The 23,276-nt window shown below is 59.0% G+C and carries 21 protein-coding genes, 1 tRNA gene, 1 rRNA gene and 1 pseudogene; 16 read left to right on the top strand and 8 right to left on the bottom strand.

The window, feature by feature from the left end; genetic code table 11:
- Positions 1–40: 40 nt before the first annotated feature.
- The gene (locus PQU94_RS11130; protein WP_272741541.1) at positions 41–940 is read right to left on the bottom strand and encodes a LysR family transcriptional regulator; all 900 of its coding nucleotides are present in this window, start codon (positions 938–940) and stop codon (positions 41–43) included.
- A 136-nt stretch (positions 941–1,076) separates the two neighbouring features.
- Here PQU94_RS11130 and PQU94_RS11125 point away from each other — a divergent pair, with 136 nt between their 5' ends.
- Positions 1,077–1,907 (top strand): pirin family protein, encoded by an 831-nt coding sequence (locus PQU94_RS11125; RefSeq protein WP_272741540.1) that lies wholly within the window; start codon positions 1,077–1,079, stop codon positions 1,905–1,907.
- Positions 1,908–2,003: 96 nt separating this feature from the next.
- A complete protein-coding gene (locus tag PQU94_RS11120; protein ID WP_272741539.1) occupies positions 2,004–2,615 on the top strand; it encodes an FMN-dependent NADH-azoreductase in 612 nt (203 codons plus the stop codon).
- Positions 2,616–2,658: 43 nt separating this feature from the next.
- Here PQU94_RS11120 and otsA read toward each other — a convergent pair whose 3' ends face one another.
- From otsA to otsB, 3 genes are read right to left on the bottom strand one after another with little or no spacing between them, the layout of a single operon-like run.
- Positions 2,659–4,110 carry an alpha,alpha-trehalose-phosphate synthase (UDP-forming) gene (gene otsA, locus PQU94_RS11115; RefSeq protein ID WP_272741538.1) on the bottom strand — a complete coding sequence of 484 codons (1,452 nt, stop codon included), beginning with the start codon at positions 4,108–4,110 and terminating at the stop codon, positions 2,659–2,661.
- A 12-nt stretch (positions 4,111–4,122) separates the two neighbouring features.
- Positions 4,123–5,982, bottom strand: coding sequence for a glycoside hydrolase family 15 protein (locus tag PQU94_RS11110; RefSeq protein WP_272741537.1), 1,860 nt, complete (start codon positions 5,980–5,982; stop codon positions 4,123–4,125).
- Positions 5,975–6,721, bottom strand: coding sequence for a trehalose-phosphatase (otsB, locus tag PQU94_RS11105; RefSeq protein ID WP_272741536.1), 747 nt, complete (start codon positions 6,719–6,721; stop codon positions 5,975–5,977). The genes PQU94_RS11110 and otsB overlap by 8 nt, the downstream gene beginning before the upstream one ends.
- 467 nt (positions 6,722–7,188) lie before the next feature.
- Here otsB and PQU94_RS11100 point away from each other — a divergent pair, with 467 nt between their 5' ends.
- From PQU94_RS11100 to PQU94_RS11090, 4 genes and pseudogenes are all read left to right on the top strand, one after another.
- Positions 7,189–8,760 carry an alpha-N-arabinofuranosidase gene (locus tag PQU94_RS11100; protein ID WP_272741535.1) on the top strand — a complete coding sequence of 524 codons (1,572 nt, stop codon included), beginning with the start codon at positions 7,189–7,191 and terminating at the stop codon, positions 8,758–8,760.
- 326 nt (positions 8,761–9,086) lie between these two features.
- Positions 9,087–10,631, top strand: coding sequence for an FAD-dependent monooxygenase (locus tag PQU94_RS11095; protein ID WP_272741534.1), 1,545 nt, complete (start codon positions 9,087–9,089; stop codon positions 10,629–10,631).
- 317 nt (positions 10,632–10,948) lie between these two features.
- A pseudogene (locus PQU94_RS18240) lies at positions 10,949–11,368 on the top strand (Arm DNA-binding domain-containing protein); the annotation flags it as partial.
- Between the two features lie 189 nt (positions 11,369–11,557).
- Complete coding sequence (locus PQU94_RS11090) at positions 11,558–12,367, top strand: tyrosine-type recombinase/integrase (RefSeq protein ID WP_272741533.1); 810 nt, start codon at positions 11,558–11,560, stop codon at positions 12,365–12,367.
- A gap of 783 nt (positions 12,368–13,150) precedes the next feature.
- Here the strand turns inward: PQU94_RS11090 and PQU94_RS11085 are convergent.
- The gene (locus PQU94_RS11085) at positions 13,151–13,663 is read right to left on the bottom strand and encodes a hypothetical protein (RefSeq protein ID WP_272741532.1); all 513 of its coding nucleotides are present in this window, start codon (positions 13,661–13,663) and stop codon (positions 13,151–13,153) included.
- Positions 13,664–13,809: 146 nt separating this feature from the next.
- Here PQU94_RS11085 and PQU94_RS18235 point away from each other — a divergent pair, with 146 nt between their 5' ends.
- The 10 genes from PQU94_RS18235 (at position 13,810) to PQU94_RS11040 (ending at position 21,801) form a co-directional block, all read left to right on the top strand.
- A complete protein-coding gene (locus tag PQU94_RS18235) occupies positions 13,810–14,058 on the top strand; it encodes a helix-turn-helix domain-containing protein (protein ID WP_368407076.1) in 249 nt (82 codons plus the stop codon).
- Positions 14,048–14,866, top strand: a complete 819-nt coding sequence (locus PQU94_RS11080; protein WP_272741531.1) for a hypothetical protein — start codon at positions 14,048–14,050, stop codon at positions 14,864–14,866. The genes PQU94_RS18235 and PQU94_RS11080 overlap by 11 nt, the downstream gene beginning before the upstream one ends.
- Before the next feature lie 118 nt (positions 14,867–14,984).
- Entirely contained in the window at positions 14,985–15,185 is a 201-nt protein-coding gene (locus tag PQU94_RS11075) for a helix-turn-helix transcriptional regulator (RefSeq protein WP_272741530.1), read from the top strand.
- Position 15,186: 1 nt separating this feature from the next.
- Entirely contained in the window at positions 15,187–15,507 is a 321-nt protein-coding gene (locus PQU94_RS11070) for a hypothetical protein (protein ID WP_272741529.1), read from the top strand.
- 10 nt (positions 15,508–15,517) lie between these two features.
- Positions 15,518–15,844, top strand: coding sequence for a RodZ family helix-turn-helix domain-containing protein (locus PQU94_RS11065; RefSeq protein ID WP_272741528.1), 327 nt, complete (start codon positions 15,518–15,520; stop codon positions 15,842–15,844).
- Positions 15,837–16,157, top strand: a complete 321-nt coding sequence (locus PQU94_RS11060) for a hypothetical protein (RefSeq protein ID WP_272741527.1) — start codon at positions 15,837–15,839, stop codon at positions 16,155–16,157. Before PQU94_RS11065 ends, PQU94_RS11060 begins: the two co-directional genes overlap by 8 nt.
- On the top strand, positions 16,154–18,610 hold the full coding sequence (locus PQU94_RS11055; protein ID WP_272741526.1) for a DUF927 domain-containing protein: 2,457 nt from the start codon (positions 16,154–16,156) through the stop codon (positions 18,608–18,610). Before PQU94_RS11060 ends, PQU94_RS11055 begins: the two co-directional genes overlap by 4 nt.
- A 146-nt stretch (positions 18,611–18,756) precedes the next feature.
- Entirely contained in the window at positions 18,757–18,957 is a 201-nt protein-coding gene (locus PQU94_RS11050) for a hypothetical protein (protein ID WP_272741525.1), read from the top strand.
- Positions 18,957–20,642, top strand: coding sequence for a DUF262 domain-containing protein (locus tag PQU94_RS11045; protein WP_272741524.1), 1,686 nt, complete (start codon positions 18,957–18,959; stop codon positions 20,640–20,642). The genes PQU94_RS11050 and PQU94_RS11045 overlap by 1 nt, the downstream gene beginning before the upstream one ends.
- A gap of 577 nt (positions 20,643–21,219) precedes the next feature.
- The gene (locus PQU94_RS11040) at positions 21,220–21,801 is read left to right on the top strand and encodes a recombinase family protein (protein ID WP_272741523.1); all 582 of its coding nucleotides are present in this window, start codon (positions 21,220–21,222) and stop codon (positions 21,799–21,801) included.
- A 105-nt stretch (positions 21,802–21,906) separates the two neighbouring features.
- Here PQU94_RS11040 and PQU94_RS11035 read toward each other — a convergent pair whose 3' ends face one another.
- The 3 genes from PQU94_RS11035 to rrf all read right to left on the bottom strand — a co-directional run bounded on the left by PQU94_RS11035 (position 21,907) and on the right by rrf (position 23,276).
- Positions 21,907–22,725: a hypothetical protein gene (locus PQU94_RS11035; protein ID WP_272741522.1), complete on the bottom strand. Its 819-nt coding sequence runs from the start codon at positions 22,723–22,725 to the stop codon at positions 21,907–21,909.
- A gap of 144 nt (positions 22,726–22,869) precedes the next feature.
- A tRNA-Arg gene (locus tag PQU94_RS11030) sits at positions 22,870–22,946 on the bottom strand.
- Between the two features lie 215 nt (positions 22,947–23,161).
- Positions 23,162–23,276, bottom strand: a 5S ribosomal RNA gene (gene rrf / locus PQU94_RS11025).

Raw genomic sequence — 23,276 nt, 5'->3', positions numbered from 1 at the left:
CCCTTTTCGCACCCGCAACAATCTTCCGTAGGCGGCGCGTTTACAAGACCTCATTGGCGAAGCGCAGGGCCAGAAAATCGACCAGCGCCCGCACCCGCGCCGTGCGCGAACGTCCGGGCGGCATGACGGCGCATAGCGGCACGGTGGTATTATACTCCGGCAGGATGGGCACCACCTGCCCCGACGCAATGGCCTCGCTGCTGATAAAGGCCGGCAGGCGCGCCACGCCCAGTCCGGCCACCGCCGCGCTGAGCAGCATGTCGCCATTGTCCGAGCGCAGGCGCACCGGGATACGCACCATGCGCTCCTCACCATTGACGACGAAGCGCCAGACGTCGCCGGGGGCGACATTGGTGTAGAGCAGGCAATCGAGTTGCCCCAGATCGTCGGGCGTCTGCGGCGTACCTTTCTTACTCAGATAGTCGGGGCTGGCGACGATCATGCCGTTGATATGCCCGATGCGGCGCGCGATCAGCGTCGAGTCGGTCAGTTCGCCGATACGGATCACCACGTCGAAGCCCCCGGCCAGCACATCGACGCGGCGATCATCGAAGCTGACATCCAGCTCGATGCGCGGGTTGCGCACGGCAAATTCGGTCAGGACGGGGGCCAGGTGCGACACGCCGAACGTCAGCGGCGCGGACAGGCGAATGGGCCCGGCAACCTCCAGCATGGCGTCATTGACCGCCTCCTGCGCCGCCTCAAGCTGCGCCATGGCTTCGCGCGCCTTGGCGTAATAGAGCGCCCCGACATCGGTGGTCTGGGTGCCGCGCGCCGTGCGCGTCAGAAGCCGCGCCTTCAACTGGTCTTCGAGGTGCGCCACGCGACGCGAGACGATGGACTTGGCCACCCCCAGCCGGTCGGCCGCCCGCGCAAAGGAGCCGGTTTCCACCACCAGAAAGAAGGCGTTGAGATCGTCGAGATCGACTCCGGGGGTCATGGGTGTCCTTCCTTCCAGCGTTGCTCTGAGTGAAACACCGGGGTTCATTTTTGCAGGCTTCTGACAACGCATAAACCCGGCTATACGTCTCGTCAACACGGGGAGCCCCCGCTCCCCCGTTTGGAAAGACACCACCATGACCACACAACGCAGCGTTACCCGCCTCGTGCGCGGCCTGCCGGCCACCGATGGCGCGGGCGTCAAGCTGACCCGCGTTCTGGGCACGCAGGCCCTGCCGGAGGTCGATCCCTTCCTGATGCTGGATGAGTTCCGCTCGGACGACCCGCAGGCCTATATTGCCGGCTTCCCCGATCACCCGCACCGCGGCTTTGAAACCATCACCTACATGCTTGCCGGGCGGATGCGCCATAAGGATTCCAAGGGCAATGAAGGCCTTCTGGGCCCCGGCGACGTGCAATGGATGACCACGGCACGCGGCCTCGTCCACTCCGAAATGCCGGAGCAGGAAGACGGCCTGATGCAGGGCTTTCAACTGTGGCTGAACCTGCCCGCCAAGGAAAAGATGCTCAATCCGCAGTATAAGGACGTGCCCGCGAACACCATCCCGGTGGTCCGCCATTCGGATGCCTGGGTCAAGCTGCTGGCCGGAACCTATCAGGGGCAGACCGGGCCGATCCAGTCGCCGACGACGAAGCCGTTTATCGCCGATGTGTCGCTGGACGGCGGGGCTGCCCTCACCCTGCCTGTGCCCGCAGGCCATGCCGGTTTCGCCTATGTCTTCGATGGCGATGCCCTGATCAACGGTCAGAGCGTGGCGCGCGGTCAGGCGGCGGTTCTCACCGAAGGGGCCGAACTGCCGCTCACCGGCGGGATTGACGGTGCCCGTGTGCTGGTCGTGCTGGGCCAGCCGCTGAAGGAGCCCATCGCCCGCCACGGCCCGTTCGTGATGAACACGCCGCAGGAAATCTATCAGGCCTTTGCCGACTATCAGGCCGGGCGGTTTTAACCCCTGACGTCTGACCCGTCCCCTCTTGACGGGTTAGGCTCACCCCAAATATAGAATCGTATCTGTTACGGTTATCTTTTACGCAAGGAGACTACCATGTCCAAGGTTCTCATCGTCAACTCCTCGATCAAGGGCGAAGGCTCGATCTCGCGCCAGCTGGTCGAAACCTACAAGGATAGCCTGCTGAAGGCCGACGCCAAAACGCAGTTCATCGAACTCGACCTCGGCCTCAACCCGCTGCCGGTGCTGAGCGCCTCGAACATCAACGGCTTCTTCGGCAATATCGGCGAAAGCGCCGAAGCCTCGGCCCTGGCCGAAACCGTCGAAGCGCGCGTGTCGGAACTTGAGGCGGCTGATATCCTCGTCCTCGGCGCGCCGATGTATAATTTCGGCATGTCGGCCCTGCTGAAGACGTGGTTTGACTACGTGCTGCGCGCCGGTCGCACCTTCCGCTACACCGAGTCCGGCCCGGAAGGTCTGGTCAAGGGCAAGAAGGCCGTGGTCATCGAAACGCGCGACGGCAAGTATTCGGAAGGCCCCGCCTCGGTGATGGATTTTCAGGAAGGCCATATCCGCACGCTGCTGGGCTTCATCGGCATCACCGACGTGACCTTTATCCGCTCGGAAGCCATGGCCTTCGGTCCGGACATCAAGGCCGCGGCGATTGAAAGCGCCGCCAAGGCCCTGAGCGAACTGGCCGCAGCGTAAGTTATGTCGCCTCCTCCCTATTGCGTAGCAATGGGGAGGAGATCTAGCTCGCCACAGGCAATGTCACGACCCTGTCGTCGGGCTGGTCTTCCGGAAAGGTGTCGCCGTCGGGCGTCACCTCGCCTTCGTCTTTCAGCTTGGCCACAAAGTCGTTGCGCCACCACACCACGTCCTCGGCCATCACGCCGCGCATCAGGTCTTCGTGGCGCTGCCTGCGTTCCTTGAGCGGCATATGCACCGCCTCGGCAATGGCTTCGGCCATGGCCTGACGGTCGAACGGGTTGACGATCAGCGCCGCCTGCATCTGCGCCGCCGCCCCGGCAAATTCCGACAGGATAAGCACCCCCGGATCGCGTTCGTCCTGCCCCGCCACAAACTCCTTGGCCACCAGATTCATGCCGTCGCGCAACGGCGTCACCAGCCCGACGTGCGAGGCGCGGTAGATACCCGCCAGCTCATCCCGGCGATAGGCGCGGTTGACATAGCGCACCGGCACCCAGTCAATGGTGGCGTGTTCGCCATTGATGCGCCCGGACAGGCTGTCGAGTCGCGCGCGCAGTTCCTGATAGGTATTGACCTCTTCGCGCGTCGCCGTGGCGATCTGCATCAGGAAGACCTCGCCTTCCATGCGCGGATGGTTGTTGAGGAACTGCTCATAGGCCAGAAAACGCTCCTCCAGCCCCTTGGAATAGTCGAGCCGATCGACCCCGGTGATCATCTTGCGCCCGGCCTGCGAATTGCGCATCAGATTGTAGAAGGCCAGCGCCTTGTCCGAGGTGGCGGCCGCCGTAAAGTCCTCGCTGTCGATACCGATGGGGAAGGCCCCGGCGCGGATCGTCTTGCCAAAGGCGCGCAGACGGCCATCGGGCAACCTCTCGCCGTCAGCGGCGTGCACCACATATTCCTGAAAGGCATTGAGGCTGTCTTCGGTCTGAAAGCCGAGCAGGTCATAGTCGAACAGGGTTTCGACCAGCTCGCGATGCTTGGGCAGGGTTTGAAACACGCGCATGGCCGGCCACGGAATGTGCAGGAAGAAGCCGATGCGGTTGCTCACCCCGTGCTTGCGCAGCATCGAGGCCAGCGGCAGCAGGTGATAGTCCTGCACCCACAACAGGTCCTCTTTCTCGACCAGCGGGAACAGGGTATCGGCAAAGCGCTGATTGACGCGCAAATAGCCCTCGTCAAAGCTGCGCTCAAAGGCCACGAGGTCGGTGCGGTAATGGAACAGCGGCCACAGGGTGCGGTTGGCGTAGCCGTTGTAATATTCCTGTACGTCCTGCGCCTCCAGGTCGGTCAGGGCCACGGTGACGCCGCCGATCTTCTGGATCGACAGATGGCCGGTAAAGGCCTCGGTCGTCTGCCCGGACCAGCCGAACCAGATGCCGTTTTCTTCGCGCAGGGCCGCCGACAGGGCCATGGCCAGCCCGCCCTGCGTGCCGACGCTGGCGTCGCTCGGCGGGTTGACGCGGTTGGATACAACGATTAGTCGCCCCATGACTTCTACTCCTTACCTGACATCGCGCCACGGGCGGCTGAGCAGCCCGGCGCAGTTGATGATCCCGACCAGCGAATAGGTTTGCGGGTAGTTGCCCCACAGCTGACCGTCGTCGTAGGCCGTATCCTCGGACAGCAGACCGGCCGCCGTCCGTCGTTTCAGCATCCCGTCGAACAGGGTGCGCGCCTCATCGCTGCGGCCCGCATGGTGCAGGGCCTCGATCAGCCAGAAGGTGCAGAAGTTGAACGCCGTTTCCGGCTCGCCGAAATCGTCGGGCACGGCGTAGCGCAGCATGTGCTCGCCGCGCCGCAACCCGGCCTCGACAGCCGCCAGCGTCGCCAAATGGCGCGGATCGTCAGGCGTCAAAAAGCGCAGGTCGATCATCTGAAGCAGGCTGGCGTCCAGTTGTGCGTGGTCGAAACAGGCGCTGAAACTGCCGCCTTCGCCGCAGAAGGCGCGCGACTCGATAGCGGCGCGGATGGTGCGGGCGTGGCCCCGCCACACCTCGGCGCGGTCGACCAGCCCCAGCGCCAGAGCCGCGTTTTCCAGCCGGTCGCAGGCCGCCCAGCACATCAGGGCCGAATAGGTATGGATGTTGGACAGGGTGCGGTATTCCCACAGGCCGGCATCGGGCTTGTCAAACACCTCCAAAGCCCGCTCGCCCATGCGTTCCAGCGCGCGAAAATCGCTTTCCGTCCCCGGTTGCAGCAGGCGCTGATCGAAGAAGGCGTGCACCGACGACAGGACGATCTGCCCATAGACGTCGTGCTGATGCTGGATATAGGCCAGATTGCCGACGCGCACCGGCCCCATGCCGCCATAGCCGGGCAAGGCCGTCGCCTCGGTTTCCGGCAATTCCGGGCCGAAGCCGATGCCATAGACGGGCTGGATCGGCCCGTCGCCCGCCTGATCGACGATATTGCGCAGATATTTCAGGTAGTTTTCGAGGATATCGACGGCCCCCAGCCGCGTCAGGGCCTGCACCACATAATAGGCGTCGCGGATCCAGCAGTAGCGGTAATCCCAGTTGCGTCCGGAATCCGGGGCTTCAGGAATGGAGGTGGTCATGGCCGCTACAATGGCGCCCGTCTCTTCATAAACGCATAGCTTCAGGGCGATGGCGGCGCGGATGGTCGCCTCCTGCCACTCCAGCGGCAGGGACAGGGTGCGCACCCAGCGCTTCCAGTAGGCGTCGGTCTGCTCGTACATGTCGCGCACCCCTTGCAGGATACCGGTTGAAAACGGCTCATCCGGCCCCAGGAAGAAGGCCAGCGGCTCCTCGACGCGGAAGGTGCGCTCATTCAGCAGGTGCGACACGGGGCAGTTGGTGGTCAGGCGCAGATCGGTGTCCGTGCCCATAAAGCGGATATGGTTGGAGCCGAAGGAATGCGGCGCGCGCTGCGCGCCATAGTCGCGCATGGGCCGCAATCGTACCCGAATACGCGGCGCACCGCTCAACGGCCTCAGCAGACGGCAGAAGGCCACGGGGCGGTACTGCCGCTCGTGGTGGCGAAAGCGCGGGCAGAAGTCGAGAATCTCAAGCTGCGCGCCCTTTTCGTCGGTGAGAACGGTGCGCAGCACGGCGCTGTTGCGTTCATAGGCCTGTTCGGCGCGCGCAAAGCCGATGAGGTCGATGGCCCACACGCCCTCTGCTGTTGCCTCGTTCGCCGCCACACCGCTCAAAAGGTTGCTGAACACCGGGTCGCCGTCAAAGCGCGGGATGCAGGCCCATACCCAGTTACCGCGGTCGTCGATCAGGGCCGACACCGTGCCATTGCCGATCAGCCCCAGATCGAGCGTATGGCTGAGCGGTCCGCTGCGCGGGGCGGAGGCGGTCGCGGTGACCGGCACGGAGGGCGACTGATCAGGCATGATGGGTTACCCCCGCTTCCAGCCAGTCGAGCACGGCCTGCACATTGGGCAGACGGAAGGACGCGGCACTGTCCCTCGCCTCCCCCACCAATATGCCGAAGCCGCCCAGTTGCGCGGCAGCCCGAAAGGCGTGTTCGTCGGTCAGGTCATCGCCGACAAACACCGGCCTGAAGCCTTCAAACGGCGGCTCATTCATAAAGGCACGTAGGGCATCGCCCTTGTCCGGGCCCGGCGCGCGCAGCTCGACCACGCGGTCGCCCGGTTGCAGCACCAGAGGCGAATTTTGCGCGATATTGGCCGTGATGGTGCGCACCATGCCCTCTGCCTGCGGATTGAGGCGGTAGTGTACACCGATCGACTGCCCCTTGGTTTCGATCAGGACACCGGGCTTCTGCTCCGCCAGCGCCCCCAGCACCAGCAACGCCTGTTCCAGCGCGTGGCGCACCGCCTCGGTCAGTATCTGATCGCGACGCTCCCCCTCCGCATCGCGGCGCTCAAGCCCATGCACACCCGCCACAGCCCGCACCGTATTACCGGTAATATAGTCAATCTCCGCAATCGAACGCCCCGACAATATGGCCAGCCGTCCGGTCAGCACCCGACGCGCCCGGCCCAGCAGGTCGGTCCGGCGCGGTTCCGGGCCGACATCCTCCGGACGCGGTCGAATATGGGCCAGGGTGCCGTCGATATCGAGGAACAGCGCCGTTGTCCGCGCGTCCAGCCGCTCAGGTAATCTCATCTGTCAAACCGTCAGTCTTAAGGACTTCGCAAAGGAAGCCACAGGCCACACAATCGGGCCGTTAAGCGGTGCGTAAGCCCTCAGGGGTGCACCGCAATGTCGTGGGCTCTAAATGGCGGCACGGGCCATAAGGATGCCATTATTAAAGGTCGCTTCGCTATGCGGTCGCTGAGTCCGAGCCGCAAACCTTTGACCATCCTACACTTTTGGCGTTCACGCAGCGCTCAAAAAGCCGTCATGCGCACGTGACCGTCCTTCAATCGGTTGCATAGGACGGGGTCGCGCATTGGACTGCGAAACGGAGTTCGGCGAAGCCAAAACCGCCTCACACTTTTCGGAATGCGCTTGAACAGAGTTGATTTCACCCGATGCCATGCTAATTGTAGGACATAATAAGAAGCCGGGGATGCAGTGCCACCTGCCAGAGAGCTATCCCGCCCGACACATCACCCAAAAGAGGTAAGCCCATGTTCAAAACACTCACCGCCCTGGCGCTGACGGCCGCCATCGGCTGTTCGGCCTCCGTGGCCTTCGCGGCTCCGGCCAAAATCGACGCCACGCTGAAGCCGGATCAGCCGGGTCTGGAAATCCCGCGTCAGATCTACGGTCAGTTTTCCGAACACCTTGGCCTTGGCGTCTATGAAGGCATCTGGGTGGGTAAGGACTCGTCGATCCCCAACACGCGCGGCATCCGCAATGACGTGGTGGCGGCGCTGAAAGCCATCAAGATGCCGGTCGTGCGCTGGCCCGGCGGCTGCTTCGCTGACGAATATCACTGGCGCGACGGCATCGGCGATCCGGCCAAGCGCCCGTCGCGCAAGAACAACTGGTGGGGCGGCACGCCGGAAACCAACGCCTTCGGCACGCACGAATTCTTCGATTTCGTCGAGCAGGTCGGCACCGAAGCCTATGTCTCGATCAATGTCGGCTCGTCCAACCCGACCGAGATGCGCGAATGGATCGAATATATGACCTCGCCCGGCGACGACACGCTGGCGCAGGAACGCCGCGCCAATGGCCGTGACAAACCCTTCAAAGTGCCCTTCATCGGCATCGGCAACGAAAGCTGGGGCTGTGGCGGCGAAATGCGCCCGGAATACTATGCCGACGAATACCGCCGCTTCTCCGCCTTCTTCCATAAGGGCGCCGACAATTCGGCCGTGCGCGTCGCTTCGGGCTCCAACGCCGGCGACATCAACTGGACCGACGTCGTGGTCGGCCGCGCCGGCAACCGCATGGACGCCATCTCGCTGCACTACTACACCCTGCCGACGTCCAACTGGGACAAGAAGGGGCCGGCGACCAACTTCCCCGTCGATCAGTGGTACTCGACCTTCTATCAGACCTCACGCATGGATCAGATCATCCGTGACCACAGCGCGGCCATGGACAAGCACGATCCGAAAAAGCGCATCGCCCTCTATGTCGATGAATGGGGCACCTGGTACGATGTCGAGCCCGGCACCAATCCCGGCCACCTCTATCAGCAGAACACCCTGCGCGACGGCATTGTGGCGGCCTATAATTTCAACATCTTCCACCGCCATACCGACCGCGTGAAGATGACCAATATCGCCCAGACCATCAACGTCCTTCAGGCCATGATCCTGACCGACAAGGAAAAGATGGCCCTGACGCCGACCTATTACGCCTACAAGATGTACGTGCCCTTCCAGGACGCCACCGTCCTCCCGCTCGACGTCACCGCCCCGAACCTGCAAGGCAAGGACGGCAAGGGCGTGCTTCAGGACTATCCGGCCTTTAACGTCACCGCCGCCAGGGCCAAGGACGGCAAGACCTATATCGGCGTCGCCAATACCAACCTGACCGAAGGCTATGTGCTGAACATCAATCTCGGCACGCTGAAAGCCAAATCGGTGTCGGGTGACGTGCTGACCGCGGACAAGATGGACGCTCACAATGTGCCGGGCCAGCCGGAAACCATCTCTCTGGCCCCCTTCAAGGGCGGCAAGATCAAGAACGGCACGCTGGAACTGACCATCCCGGCCAAGTCGGTCGTGGTGGTAAAGCTGGACTAAGGGCTTTTATTTTGAAGCGTTCTGCGCCCCCTGCGTCCGAAGACGCAGGGGGTTTTTGCGCACCTTTGTGCCGACGCTTGCAGATTAGTTCCTCATGGCCTATGACATCAAAGTCGAAAATGGTGGACCGGCGTGGTGAGCCCCGGTCAACTCGTGGCTCTGGCCGTGAGTGATAATCCAGCCCCATAGGGCCGCGGACCACGACAAAGGCGGACGTGTGCCTTTGTTCGTAGGGTAAAACCGGGCCTTCGACTTGCCCTTCCCTGTTGTCAGGTATTCGTCCTTCGCCGTGCCTGCGGCTTTACGACTGAAGGACCTTAAAACACATGGAACGGACATCCGTTATCATTATCGGCGGCAGCCTTGTCGGGTTGTCGGCTTCGCTTTTTCTGGCCTGGCGAGGCGTACCTCACATTCTGATCGAAAAACACAGGGGCAGTTCACCTCATCCGCGCGCCATCGGCTTTACCGAGACCACGCTTGAACACTTTCGCACTGTGGGAATCGCCGATCATATCCCGCAGGTTCCCCCCCAAACGCGTCTGCGCCGCGCCACGGTCACAAGCCTGACGGGTGAGCGGTTGGCAGAAACGGACTGGACACCGGGACAATCCGCACGGCATTCGGGTGAACTTTCACCCTGCACTGGCGCTTCAATCGCACAGGACAAGCTTGAGCCGATTTTGCGTCAGGCGGCGCTGGATCGCGGCGCGGATCTGCGCCTAGGGGTCGAATGCCTGTCGTTTGGCCAGACAGACGCCGGAGTCACGGTTCGGGTGCGCCCACTCGATGGCTCCCCCGCCTATGACATTTTTGCGGATTACCTGATCGCCGCCGATGGGGCCAACAGCCCTATACGCGAAAGCCTCGGCATCACCCGCAGCGGCGTGGGCCACCTGCGCACCCTGCGAAGCCTTCTCTTTCACTGTCCGCAAGCCGATGCCGCCCTAGTTTCCGGCATACAGCAATATGAAATCGAGCAAAGCGACTTCCACGCCTTCCTGACCACCTATAGCGACAGCCGTTGGGTCCTGATGTTCGATGACGACCGTGAACGCAGCGAAACGGAACTGCACACGGCGGTTTTGCGCGCCCTGGGTCAGGAAATGCCTTTTGAAATGATTAACACCGGACGCTGGGAGATGGCGGGTCGCATTGCTGACCAGTATGCGCAAGGTCGCATCTTTCTGGCTGGCGATGCGGCGCACCAGCTTCCCCCAACGCGCGGGGGCTTCGGAGCCAACACCGGTATAGACGATGTGTGGAATCTGACTTGGAAACTCCAGTACGTATTGGCGGGCACGGCCTCGCCAGCCCTGCTGGAGACCTATGACGCCGAACGCCGTCCTATTGGCTGGTTGCGTCATCAGCAGACTTTCTCACGTCCGGATTATGCCAAGTGGGTAGGTTCTGACTTCATCCCTGATACTCTGTTGAGTGATGAGTCCATGGAGTTTGGCCAACTGGTCCGCTCTGCCGCCGTCATCGGCGCAGGACGTGAGCTGCCCGCGGCAGCTTCGCCCGTCGAATGGGCCGGTCAGCCGGGTACGCGCGCGCCCCATCTGTGGGGCCGACGCAACGAACAGCGCCTGTCAACACTTGATCTGTTCGGCAAGGGTTTTGTGATGCTCAGCGAAGACCCGGCATGGCTTTCGGCTATCGGCGACCTGCCTATCGACGGCATCGCCGTAGGGCGTGATATTGTGTTCGCGTCCGACAACGCCTTTTCCACCCATTTCGGCGTAGGGGCGCACGGTGCGGTTCTGGTGCGACCGGACGGTATCGTTGCCTGCCGCACCAATATGCAGGCCAATAATGATCTTCTGCGCAAAACCTTTTGCAAGGTAGCGTTTGCAAAAACCGCCTTATAACAGGTGAGCGAACACGAGCGGAATGACGGTTGGAACCAGAGACATTCCGCTCAAAAAACGTCGGCAGCCTCAGCCAGACAGGACAATCTATTGAGATTTACACCCCCGGCGCGATTGATGCGCCGCGTTTTAACGCGGCTTACCCCTTCGGGGCGCCTTCGGCGTCGCGCGCCCTTCCGGGTCGCGCCGAACGCAGGTGCCTCCAACCGGCAGAGTCCCCCATAAACAAACAGCCTCCCCTTTTGAGGGAGGCTGTTTGTTTATGGCGCACCCGGCGCGATTCGAACGCACGACCTTTGCCTTCGGAGGGTGTTCAAATGCCTTTCACCGCGTTTCCCTCGCTGATATGGCCTGATAATATTTCTTTGTTTTCAATGCCCAATGTTGCACCTCGTTTCATGCGGTGTTACGTGGTTTACTTCTCCGTGCTGCACCGGTGCTGCACGGGCAATCATAAAGGTGGCAGACCTATGGCTAAACTCACAAAGAAAGTGGTCGATGCTGCCACCCCATCTGACAAGGTTTTCGTTGTTTGGTGCGGCTCACTAAGAGGCTTCGGTGTGCGGGTGCAGCCGTCAGGCGTTAAGACCTATTTCGTGATGTACAGACCGAACGGCGGCGGCAGATCAGAAAAGCCAGTTCGCTTTACCATAGGTAGACATGGGGCGATTACAGCCGATCAGGCCCGAGGCCTCGCTGAAAAGGCTCTGGCGGCGGTAGCATCAGGAAGAGACCCGCACGCGAAAAGGCTGGCGGACAGAAAAGAGCCAACCGTCTCGGAATTGTGCGATCAGTACATGGCAGAAGGGACAGGGACAAAGAAAGCGTCAACTCTGCGCTCTGACCTCGCCCGGATTAACTGCCATATCAAGCCGCTCATCGGTAACCTGAAGGTCTCGCGCGTTAATGGGCAGGACGTGGCCCGCATGATGCGGGACGTAGCGACGGGTAAGACGGCGGCGGTTCATGACGGCAAACGCAAGCGGACGGATAGCATGGCCAGAGGCGGACAGGGCACCGCAAGCCGAACCGTCGGCTTGCTGGGTGGCATCTTCACCTATGCAGTGCGGGCCGGTCTGAGGTCTGACAATCCGGTTCATGGGGTCGAGCGCTACAAAGACCGGCAATCGCAACGCTACCTGTCCGGCGAAGAGCTGGGCCGTCTGGGCGCGGCGCTGGCGGGCGTGGCTGGCCATGCGCAGGGCGTAGCGGTCATTCGCCTGCTTATCCTCACGGGTGCGCGGAAGGGCGAAATAGAGGGCCTGCGCTGGGCTGAGGTCGATTTCGGGCAATCCTGCCTATGGCTTGGCGATTCAAAGACCGGTCAAAAGATGATCCCGCTGGGGTCGCCTGCCCTGCTGGTATTGAAAGAGGTGGCGCGTCACCCGCAATCTGATTTCGTCTTCCCCGGTCGCGGAAAGTCTGGGGAGGTTTCCGGTCATTTCGTCGGGACGCCAAAGGTCTGGAAAGAGGTGTGTGAGGCGGCTGGGCTGGCGGGTGTTCGGCTTCACGATCTGCGCCACACCTTCGCGTCACTGGCGGCGGGTGGCGGGCAAAGCCTGCCGATCATCGGGAAGATATTGGGACACTCGGACGTGAAGACCACGGCGAGGTATGCGCACCTGGCGGATGATCCGTTGAAGATTGCCGCCAATCGCACGGCTGAGGCCGCTGCGGCGGCTCTGGCGGGGAAGACGGCTGAGGTTGTTCCCTTCACCTCAAAATCAAAAGCATGACTCCAGACCCTAAGCAGGGCCTCTCAGATTGAAATAGGATTGCAACGCATTTGCAAAAGCTGCTCGCTAGGCCTCAGAAGCGGCGCGGCCTGTGAGGGGTTCGGGAGGCACCCACGCGCGTGAGGGTGGCCCTATCGGAAGCCCTGCCCGAAAGCGCCTGAGTTTCCTGCGGCAATACCTACAGACGGGGGCCTCAAAAGTCTGGAGAAACCGAGCCGGAAGACCGGCGGATGTCTCATTCGGAGATTTTTTTTGTTCGGGGCTGGAGTTTCACTAAGGGTAAACAGGCCAGACGCTCGATTTAAGCGCATGATTTTCAATGCTTTTTTTGGAGACACCCGATGGCTCCGGGCAATTGTTTTCGGCGCTTTAGCGAGGGGGTGGTCTGATCTCTGGCAGTTGCCCGGCTCAAAGACCGGCGGCTAAACGCAAAAAAACCGGCGCGTTATTTCGGTTGGATTTCTTTTTTTCTGCACCCATCCCCCTAAAATCCGTGGGAACCGTGGGAACCAAAAGATGAAAATTAGATATGATATTGAATTAATTATATATTTTTCATGATCGACGGTTCCCAGTCGTTCATTTCCTTTGTGGGAACCCGTTGGGAACCGTGGGAACCGGTCATATATCACCCCCTCACCCGCCTATTTCGGCAATTTCCGGGAATTTAAAAGGGCTGGAGGCGGAAACGGCGAATTTTCGCGCGTGGTAGCTCCCCCGACCAGACGCAGGGCGGCGGGCGGGGATGTGAAAAGGTCCGCCTCTGAGAGACGGGCTTAAGGTTCAAACTTTGCCGCTGCAAATCGCTTCAAACTGGCTCTTTGCCACCCTCCAAGATGGGGGTTCCTCTCTGGTATCGCGCCTGTGCCATTCGATCGAATAATCATTTTTCACTTTTAGAATTGGCTCCCCTGCGCTCGTTGTCAGGCCGGTGTCTTCGACCCAAACGCGGGGCGACCAGTCGCCACGGGTGGCGGGCGCTTGCGGCGAGAGGCTGCGCTTATTGACGGCATACAGGCCGGGGCCGCTGTAGCGGTCTGTTACCCTGTGAGCCTGCATGATGAAGGCGAGTTGATCCGCGCCACCGTGGGGCCGGTCGATGACCTCCCAGCAGGCAATTGACGTGTCGGCTTCCTGCATCGCCTTTTGAAACTCGCTGAGGTGATAACGCGCCCTGTCCGATGCGCTGAGGGCGGGCGCGGCGCTTTGCGCGATCTGGGGGGCAATGGCCACACCCAAGGCGGGGGCCGCAAAGAGAAACGATCTTCTGTGCATCTGGTTTTTGGCGTCTTTCATAGTGTCTGCCTTCCTGAATCATGCCGTGGGACTGCCTCGTCGGGGAGCGACACCCCGTCAAAACTGGCACAATGTATGCGTTAAATGACAGGTTTGCAAATTTAATTGGCACATTGTATCAATTCCCATGAAACACGAGGGAATCAATGCTTACACCGGAAGCGCTTAGGGCCGCGCGTGGCCTGCTGAAATGGGGCGTCCGCGACGTTGCAGCCGCCGCCGGGGTGTCTTGGACTACGGTTTCACAGTTCGAGAATGGCCGGGACGTGCGCCTTTCAACCCTGAATAAGATTGTTGCCGCTCTGGAGGCGGAGGGAGTCGAGGTCATCACCACCGACGAAAAGACCGGCGCGACGATCTGTATTGGTAGGCGGGCGACTGGTAATGCTCATTGAGGGGGTATTAGAGGAATTTAGGGCGCTCGCCGCTAAAAACTCCCAGTCCATGCGGGAGGCCTATTTTGACCAGCTATTTCATTTGATGGGCGGGGCTATAGATGCGTTAATTAAGCAAGGCCTATTGAGCGAAATCGATAAAGACGCGGCGCGGGCAAGCGTATTAAATGATTTAAGGGAAGCTGGTGTTTCTGCTGATATTTATGAGTATCGTTGCCGCATACACTTCGCCTTAGCTAAGATTGCGGCAGACCGACTATCAGACGAACACATAAACGAAATAGAAGATAATCCCAATATTCCGAAAAATAATATCATCAACAAATCAATTAACACGCTGTCTCTTGGATCTGAATTTATTTACTACATCCAAAAATTATCTACAGAAAACCATTTCAGCGACCACTTTTTTGAAATGTTATTCATCTCAACAAGCATGTCCCACGCAGGGGAAGTGCTAAAGCTCGATGAAGCGGGATATTTAGACATCTCCCGGCTGTTGTCATCGCACAATGGCAAAAAAGGGGGAGATAAAACTGGTAAGGGTAAGTCTGATCAGGCTGCTAGTGTGCTCGCTAAGATGCTTAAATACTACGGCCCGTTGCTTTCGGACGATCCAACCCCCCGGTCAATCTCCGATATTGCTGACTTCATAATTGGAAACTGGCCAGCCCAAGGATTTAAAGGGGTTAATGACCGGCAATCCACAGCCTACAATAGAGATTACCTTGTTAAAGTGCTGATCCCGGACTTGAAAAAGCAAGGCCTCAAATGGACGCCAGCGAGGCCGGGACGCAAACCAAAATAGGGATATAAGGCCGCTTTGAATGGTCTATTTAAGGCCCTCTAAGTGGATAGGTAGGGCAGAAAAGCGGCTGCATTCATTCCCACGCCATCAATCGGATGGCGCTCATGGGAATTGATTCATGTCCGAATTGCTTAACACTGTGCAGGCTGCCTCTCGCTTAAACCTAAGCCCTTCCACACTTAACAAGGCGCGCTTGACGGGGGACGGTCCGCGCTTCGTCAAACTGGGGACGGCCGTCCGCTACCGGCCCGAAGACTTGGACGCATGGGTGTCGGGGCAAGTTCGCAAGTCCACCTCTGACACCACCGGCGAGGCCTAACATGGCCGAACGCTACACATCGCGGCGTGTGGCCTTTGGGCGCATTGCCGATCAGGCCTTATACCGCTCTGAGAGCGTGCTTAGGGCCTTCCTGCCCGATGGCAGGCGTGAGGGGACGGAATGGGTGGCGACCAATCCCACCCGCACCGATAAGCGGCGGGGCTCATTCAAAGCCAATATCAATACTGGCAAATGGGCCGATTTCTCGACCGGGGATAAGGGCGGCGATCTGATTTCTCTGGTCGCCTACGTCACCGACAAGCCGCAGCGGGAAGCCGCCATTTCTCTGGCTGAGGCCCTAGGCCTCGATCCGTTCGAATAGGGGCCGCGGCATGTCCAGACCTATGACGAACGAAATCCGCTCATTCGTACCGCCGCCGGCGCAACTTCGGGCCGCGCGCGATCTGTTGGGTTGGTCGCTGAGTACGGCGGCGGTAGCGGCAAAGCTGAGTGAGGCGGCTGTCTCTGCCCTTGAAACCGATCCGCGCGGCGGGCCGGGCCTTGTCCAGCTCGAATATGCTTATGAGGCCGCTGGCATCACATTCAAGGCCTATGCCGGGCCGTCCGGTCAAATCTTCAAAACGAGGTTGCTTGACAGGGAGTGGCATCACTGCACGCGGCGCGGCCCTGTGAACCTTGGGGGTGTTCTCCATGTCTGATCTGTATAAAAAAGCGTGGTTCGCCGATGAGGTGCCGCCAGAGGCATGGCCCCTCGTTTTAGCGTCATCAATGCGGGCATGTGGCGAAGTGCCCGGCGCACTGGCGGCCGCCCTCGACATAAGGCGGCAACGCTTGCTCGATTTTGCGCGAACGGGTGAATTGTTCGCCGATGACGCCTGTGACCGTGGCGGCCTGCGCTATTCGGAGGCCCGCCAAATCTTCGAATACCTGGCTGAACGTCACCACCTATTCGTCAAGGCATACGAACGCGGCGTTGAAATTTGCTTCTATCAGCGGATGGTGACCGCGTGACCGATCCTTTCGAGACTCTGAAAGCCGCCGCCGGTTCCACCAGCGGCGGCGCGCAGCAAGCGGCGGACGGCGGCGATTACCTGCCCTCCGTTCCCGATGATGCACCTGCACCACCGGCACGTCATTCCCGCTTGGGGGTGCCGTCCCGCGTCTGGGTTTACAGGGGGGCGGATGGCCGTGAGGCGTTTCGAGTGTGCCGCTTCGATAAGGAAGGAGGCGAGAAAGACGTTCTCCCTCTCACCCTTTGGCGCTTCCCCGATGGCCTGAAATGGCGCTGGAAAGGCGTGCCTGATCCGAGGCCTCTATACGGCCTCAATAGGCTTGCTGCGCGTCCTGACGCGCCTGTGTTGATCGTGGAGGGGGAAAAGGCGGCGGACGCGGCTGAGACGCTGTTCCCCGGCTGGGTGGCTGTCTGCTGGCAAGGCGGCTCAAATGCCATGAACAAGGCGGATTGGTCGCCTCTGGAGGGGCAGCGCGTAGCCATATTGCCGGATGCGGATGAACCGGGGCGCAAGGCCGCCAAGGCGATACGGGGCGCGTTGATCAAGCTGGGGGTGCGGGCGGCGGGCATTGTGACCCTACCGGATGGCCTGCCAAAGGGCTGGGACGTGGCTGACGCCTTCCCCGCGTCCTTCAGCTTATCGGAGTGTGAAAAGCTGATAGCGGCGTCCATTGCGCAGACTGGCGGGCCTTCGACCGCCGCCGATGCGGCGGCGGAAGGGTGGCCCGCTGGTTTCAGCATGACGCCTTCGGGCTTATGGTTTCAACCGCGTGACGCTGAGGCAAAAGCGCAATGGATAAGCGGGCCTTTTGATGTGCTGGGGGAGGCACGCGATTCGTCCGGCTCTGGCTGGTCTGTCGTGATCCGATTCAAGGATCGTGACGGGCGTGAGAAGGTCGAGATACTGCCCAAGGCCAAGTTGACCACCACCGGAAACGAAATCCGGGCGCATCTGGTCAATGAAGGTCTGGAGATGAAGCGGCGCTCTCCGAATAGTGGCGATCCGTTCGCCGATTGTCTTCTGGCCATGCGCAGCACCCAAAGGATTATGCTTTGCGGCGCTACCGGCTGGGCGGGTGACAGCTTTGTTTTGCCGTCTGAGGTCATATCCCCGGTTAGTGGCGAGGCGGCTTTGTTCACCGGCGAGGCCAAGGCGCTGCATTTCGGGCGGCGCGGTGATCTGGGGTGCTGGCGGCGTGACGTGGCCTCTTTGGCGGTTGGCAACACCCGCGCCGTCTTCGTCATATCGCTCGCCTTGGCGGGGCCTCTCCTGAAGGGCCTCAATATGGAGGGGGGTGGCTTCCACATCCGTGGCGGGTCATCGTCCGGAAAATCCACCTTGGCAATGGTTGCCGGTTCGGTCTGGGGTGGCGGCGGCCCTCTGGGGTTTGCGCAAAGCTGGCGGGCCACGGCAAACGGTCTCGAAAGCATCGCGGCGGGCCATTCCGATACCTTTCTAGCCTTAGACGAATTAGGCCAGCTCGCACCCGATGAGGCCGGTGGCGCGGCCTACATGATAGCGAACGGGCAGGCCAAGGCCCGTCTAAAGACCGATGGCACGGCACGGGCGCGCCCTAACTGGCGTTCGCTGTTCCTCTCGACCGGCGAAATTAGCCTCGGAGATCACATACAGGCGGCAAAAGGCGGCGGCAATGTCATGGCCGGGCAGGAATTGCGGGTGATCGACCTTAAGGCGGACGCTGGGGCCGGTCTGGGGGCTTGGGACGATATAGGCGCCTATCCTACCGGCGCGGCGTTCTCTGATGCGCTGAAAGCAGGCGCAAAAGCGCATTACGGCCATGCCGGGCCTGAGTTTGTTCGCGTCCTCTTGTCGGATATTGACGGGATGACGGCTAAGGCTGCTGCCTATGAAGCCGAATTTAAGCGCATGGCGTTGCGTGCGGGCGATACTGGCCAGATTGAACGCGGCGTCCGTCGCTTCGCTTTGGTCGCGGCGGCGGGCCGGTTGGCGGCTGAGGCCGGTATTGTGCCTTGGGAACCCCTTGCCGCGTTCGGGGCGGCGCTGCACCTCTTCGATACCTGGGCAAAGGGTTTCGGTCGAACCGCCGCACGGGAGGAAACATCCGTTCTCAAGCGGCTTTTGGGTGTTCTACAAAGGGAGGGTTCGGCCTTCGCTGCGTCAAAGGAGGATTTTGACGACTCGATGCGCTCCGGAGAGGCGCGTTCGATGATGACATATGGCTTCTATGGTGTGCAGAAGGGCTACAAAGACACGGAAGAGTCCTTCTATTTTATCCATCGGGACGGCTGGGAGCGGATATTCAAGGGGATGGACGCGACGCAGGCGGCAAAGATCATCAAACAATGGGGCTACCTCACAACCGACGGGGGGCGCTATCAGAAGGCCCTTAAGATCAAGGGCCGGACGCAGAAACTCTATTGGGTGAGTGCGGCCATTCTGGAGCATGATTTCGCGGATGATCTGGAGTAAGGCGCGGCGCTCATGGGTGTGGTTGGGCAAGCGTTTGACTTATAAATTCCCTAACTGAGAACTAGATTGCTCAAAATGTGCTGCCAATGTACATACAAAAGCGTACACGTCATTGTTTGTATGTACAGCAGCAGCATAGGAACGACATGTCCGAAAAAACAGAGATACTTCAAGTTCGTCTTTCTATCTCCGAGAAAGCCAGCTTCGAGAAGGCGGCTGCTGTAAACGGGCTGACCGTTTCTGCATGGGCAAGGGAGCGCCTTCGGAGAGAGGCGCGGACGGAACTCCAGTCTTCTGGTCAAAAGGTTCCGTTTCTGGAAGCAATCAGGATTGAGGGGCAAATCTAATGGCCGACGACAAGGGGTTTGAATTTGAATCAGTCGGACTGGCTAGCGTTCTGGCGGGGAATGTGTTGCAGATACCGCCGCACCAGCGAGATTACGCTTGGACCGCCGACAAGGTGCAGCAACTATTTAGCGATCTGGCTACCGCCAAAGACAGCAACCTTGATTATTTCTTGGGAACTATCGTCACGATTAAGAAGGGGGATCAGAAACCTCTTGATGTGGTTGACGGGCAACAACGGTTAACAACCACATATCTCATGATTTGTGCCATACGGGACTATCTGGTCAAGATCGATCGCGGAAATGACGCCGTAAGAAACATTGAGGGCACAATTCTGAATACCATTGACCGACGAACAGGTGACAGACCTCGTCTAACGCTTAACACGGATGATCGGGAATTTTTTAGAGCGCTCACGAAAAAATCAGTCAATCTCAATGAGCTAAAACCAACTCGCGATTCACATGACCTGCTTTTGGAAGCCGCAAAATTGGCAGCAAAGTGGGTAACCAAAGTTACAGCTATAACTGACATCAACAGTGTGCCTGATGTGTTAAACAGGTGGCTGGATTATCTAGAGCAGGATGCCCAAGTAGTTCTTTTGAAGGCGTCGAATGGTGCGCGCGCTTTCAAGATGTTTGAAACGCTTAATGATCGGGGACTCCGCACATCGCAGGCAGACTTGGTAAAAAGCTATCTTTTCGGGGAAGCGGGAGAACACCTCGACGAAGCCCAGGTGTGTTGGTCTACTATGCTGGAAAATCTTCAAGAGATTGAAGATGACGAGAAGAGCCTGACTTTCCTTCGTCATCTAGTGATCGCGACGAAGAAGTTTGTGCGAGCGGACGAAATTTATCAAGTGATACAGGATTCGGTGCGTGGACAGAGTGCCAGCATCACATTTCTGAATGAAATCAAAAGGCACTCGGCGACCTATGTGGCGACATTTCGCCCACATTCTGACCACTGGTCCACATACCCCCCGGCGGTAAGGCGGGCGCTTGAGGCTTTCAACTTTTTTGATCTTAAGCCTATGCGCCCACTGATCTTCGCTGTTGCGGAAAGATTTCCTCCGCAGGAGGCAGTGTCTGCGATATCTTTCATGCTTAGTCTAAGCGTGCGGCTGGTAATTGCAGCTCAAACAAGGACTGGAAGCAACGAACAGGCGTTTGCCTCAGCAGCCTTAAAGGTCTTTGCGCGTGAAATAGAAACGTCAAATGCACTAAAGTCCGCCCTCAGCAAAGTTGTGATCTCCGATGCTGAGTTTGAGCAGGAGTTTTCTACTGCCAAAGTTTCAAATGCAAAACTTGCTCGGTATTATCTTCGCACGCTGGAGGCATCATCAGCCGGTGAGGCAGAGCCTCAATTTGTAGTGAACTGGGATGAGACGGCCATCACTCTTGAGCATGTGTTCCCTAAATCGCCGTCCGATAACGAGTGGCTCGATTTCAGGGAAGACAATCGCCGTCTCTATAAGACGAGGCTCGGCAATCTGTGTCTTCTTCAGATGACAACTAATTCCACCATGCCAAATGATAGCTACGCGGCAAAAAGGCCTTTCCTCAAACAGAGTGGTTACAAGCTAACACAGTCGATTGCCCAAAATGAGAAGTGGTCTCCGGATGAAATTGAAGCGCGGCAGAGGGAGATGGCTAAACTAGCGGTGAAGGCGTGGCCGATATAACGAAAAAATCCACTCAACTCGATCGCTTCCGCAAAGCCGCTAGCGAACTCGAATGCGACGAAGACGCATGGTATGAAGCCCTAAAGAAGGTCGTAAAGCCAGCATCCAAGGCTGAAGACGAAAACGAGCCCAAGCCTAAGTGATCAGGCGTGATATAGGCCGCTGCGTTTATGCGAGCGGCCTATTTGCAAAGAATTTAATCGCAATGCTTTTGACACCTAGGGAGCAATTTTTGCAAATGCGTCTCATTACTTCAACTACCCCCCGCTCGCCCCCGGAAATAGGGCCTGTCTGTGGGAACCGTGGGGCGTGTTGGGAACCGCTTGGGGGGGGCTGGGAACCTTCAAAAGCCTTACCTTGCAAAGGCTCATCATTGCGGTTCCCACAGTTCCCACGGTTCCCATGATAAAATTAAAGGGTTAACATCTCGGGCAGAGTGCCGCGCCTACTCCGGTCGCTCATTTGGCCGGAAATGTCCAATAGGGTATAATTCATTGGGACGATCTGTGAGACACCGAAATATGTTCCAATAGGCTTGACTTTGATATTTTGAGACACTACTAAGGAAGGGTCTAAGATGCTATTGAGACACAAAGGGCCAAACGAAGTGACCACCATCGGCTATGCACGGGTTTCCACCTCTGATCAGGATTGCACCATTCAAGAGGCCGCGCTTAAGGCGGCAGGGTGCGACGTGATCCGTTCTGAAAAGCGCTCTGGTACGACAACGAAGGGCCGGGATGAGCTGGCCACGGTTCTGGAGTTCCTTCGTGAGGGTGACGTGCTTATGGTGACCCGCATTGACCGCCTCGCCCGCTCTGTGTTCGATCTGGAGGCGATTGTTAAGGCGATAACCGCCAAGGGGGCCACCCTTAAGGCAACCGAGCAACCGATTGACACCTCCACGTCTGCCGGGAAGGCTTTTCTCCAAATGCTTGGCGTGTTCGCTGAGTTTGAAACCTCTATCCGTAAGGAGCGCCAGCTAGAAGGCATCGCCAAGGCTAAACAGGCGGGCGTCTATAAGGGCCGCAAGCCGTCAGTGCCGACCGATGAAATCAAGCGCCTCGCCGCTGACGGCTTGGGGGCCACCGCTATCGCCAAGACGCTTGGCGTCGGTCGAGCGAGCGTTTACCGCGCGCTCGGCGAGGTGTCCGCTTAACAGACCTCCCCTCCCTGTAGTCTCTCTGTGGCCTCTGCTGGCGTGTCTGGCAGGGGCTTTTTTGCGGCCGGCTCTATAGTGCGACGCATTTGCAAAGGTTGCTCGCTAGCTCTTTTTAGCATTGCGAAGAAGTTCCCGCTGCTTGGCGATCACGTCTGAGAAATCGTGCGGCTTATCGATCTTAAGCCCCAAGGCTTTCAGGTAAGACTCAAGAGCGTGTATCGCTAACATTTGCGGCGTTCTGACCTGCCACACTGCGAGAACAATTCCTAACAACACCATGACATGCTTAGCGCGTTCCCTAATCATTTGCTCTGGCTTATCCACTCGCCACACACCATTGTCTAATGCGTAAAGCAGTCGATTTCGCAGGTTAGCCTCCTCCTTCACGAACTGCGCAACTGAGGACGCTCCGCGCTCGGCGGCTAGCATTTTCATAGCCGGTGAGAAATCGACCGGTGCGAGGTCTTCTCCGTCGCCAGACCCGTCGAAAACCATAATATTCAGAGGATCGGGAACCTCAGCGCAACCTGCCATCATCAAAGAAAACTCGGGTCTCTTTCTTTGGTGGCTTAGTTTAATTTGAGGGGTGATCTCCGCTATCGGTCCGCAGGATTGAAGTATCGCGCTGACGAACGGATATATGCCTGACTTATGCCTATGGTTATACAAGTCCAGGAGTTCCGATGACGGATACTTGCGTAATTGCAAGGCGCAAATAAGAGCCGTTGCCGCCTCCTCTTCTGCGGTTATTGCTCTGAAAATCGACATGTTGGGGTCGATGTCTTTTATCTCCCAAGCCCTGTTAATGCAGTAAACGGAGTTTCTAGCCCTGTGCCGCACGCGGGCGACAAGGCTATCCAAAGACTCGATTATCTTTAATTCGATCTCTCGAAATGGATAGGGATACTTTTGCGGTTCCACTGCGCTTCTCTTCCAAAAGAGATGGGTGTTGCACCTGCCGGAAACCGATACGCCCGATGGGCTTCCCTATCAGACCGTGCTGCACTGGTGCTGCATCGAACTTTTCTCCCACCCCCAAAAAACCCGCCAAGTCTTTGAAAAGATTGGCGCACCCGGCGCGATTCGAACGCACGACCTTTGCCTTCGGAGGGCAACGCTCTATCCAGCTGAGCTACGGGTGCCCGTTAGGGCGTAAGGCCCGTGGGGGCCTTGGACAGGGCGGACCCTAAGCTAAACCGCTTGGGCGCTCAATCCTAAAAACGCAGTCGCCCACGACTTTTGCCACGACATTCATAGTCACGCCAACAGGGCTTTGGACAACAAAAAAGGCCGAACGCTGAGCGATACGGCCTTTTATATATGTGTGCCTGAAGGGTTATTTTCTTGTGTTTGATAGACCTGGCGGCGACCTACTCTCCCGCGCCTTAAGACGAAGTACCATTGGCCCAGGCAGGCTTAACGACCGAGTTCGGAATGGGATCGGGTGGGGACCGGCCGGCATAGCCACCAGG

The organism is Asticcacaulis currens, assembly GCF_028550395.1.
Lineage (GTDB): Bacteria > Pseudomonadota > Alphaproteobacteria > Caulobacterales > Caulobacteraceae > Asticcacaulis > Asticcacaulis currens.
This window is presented reverse-complemented; position numbering and strand designations above follow the sequence as displayed.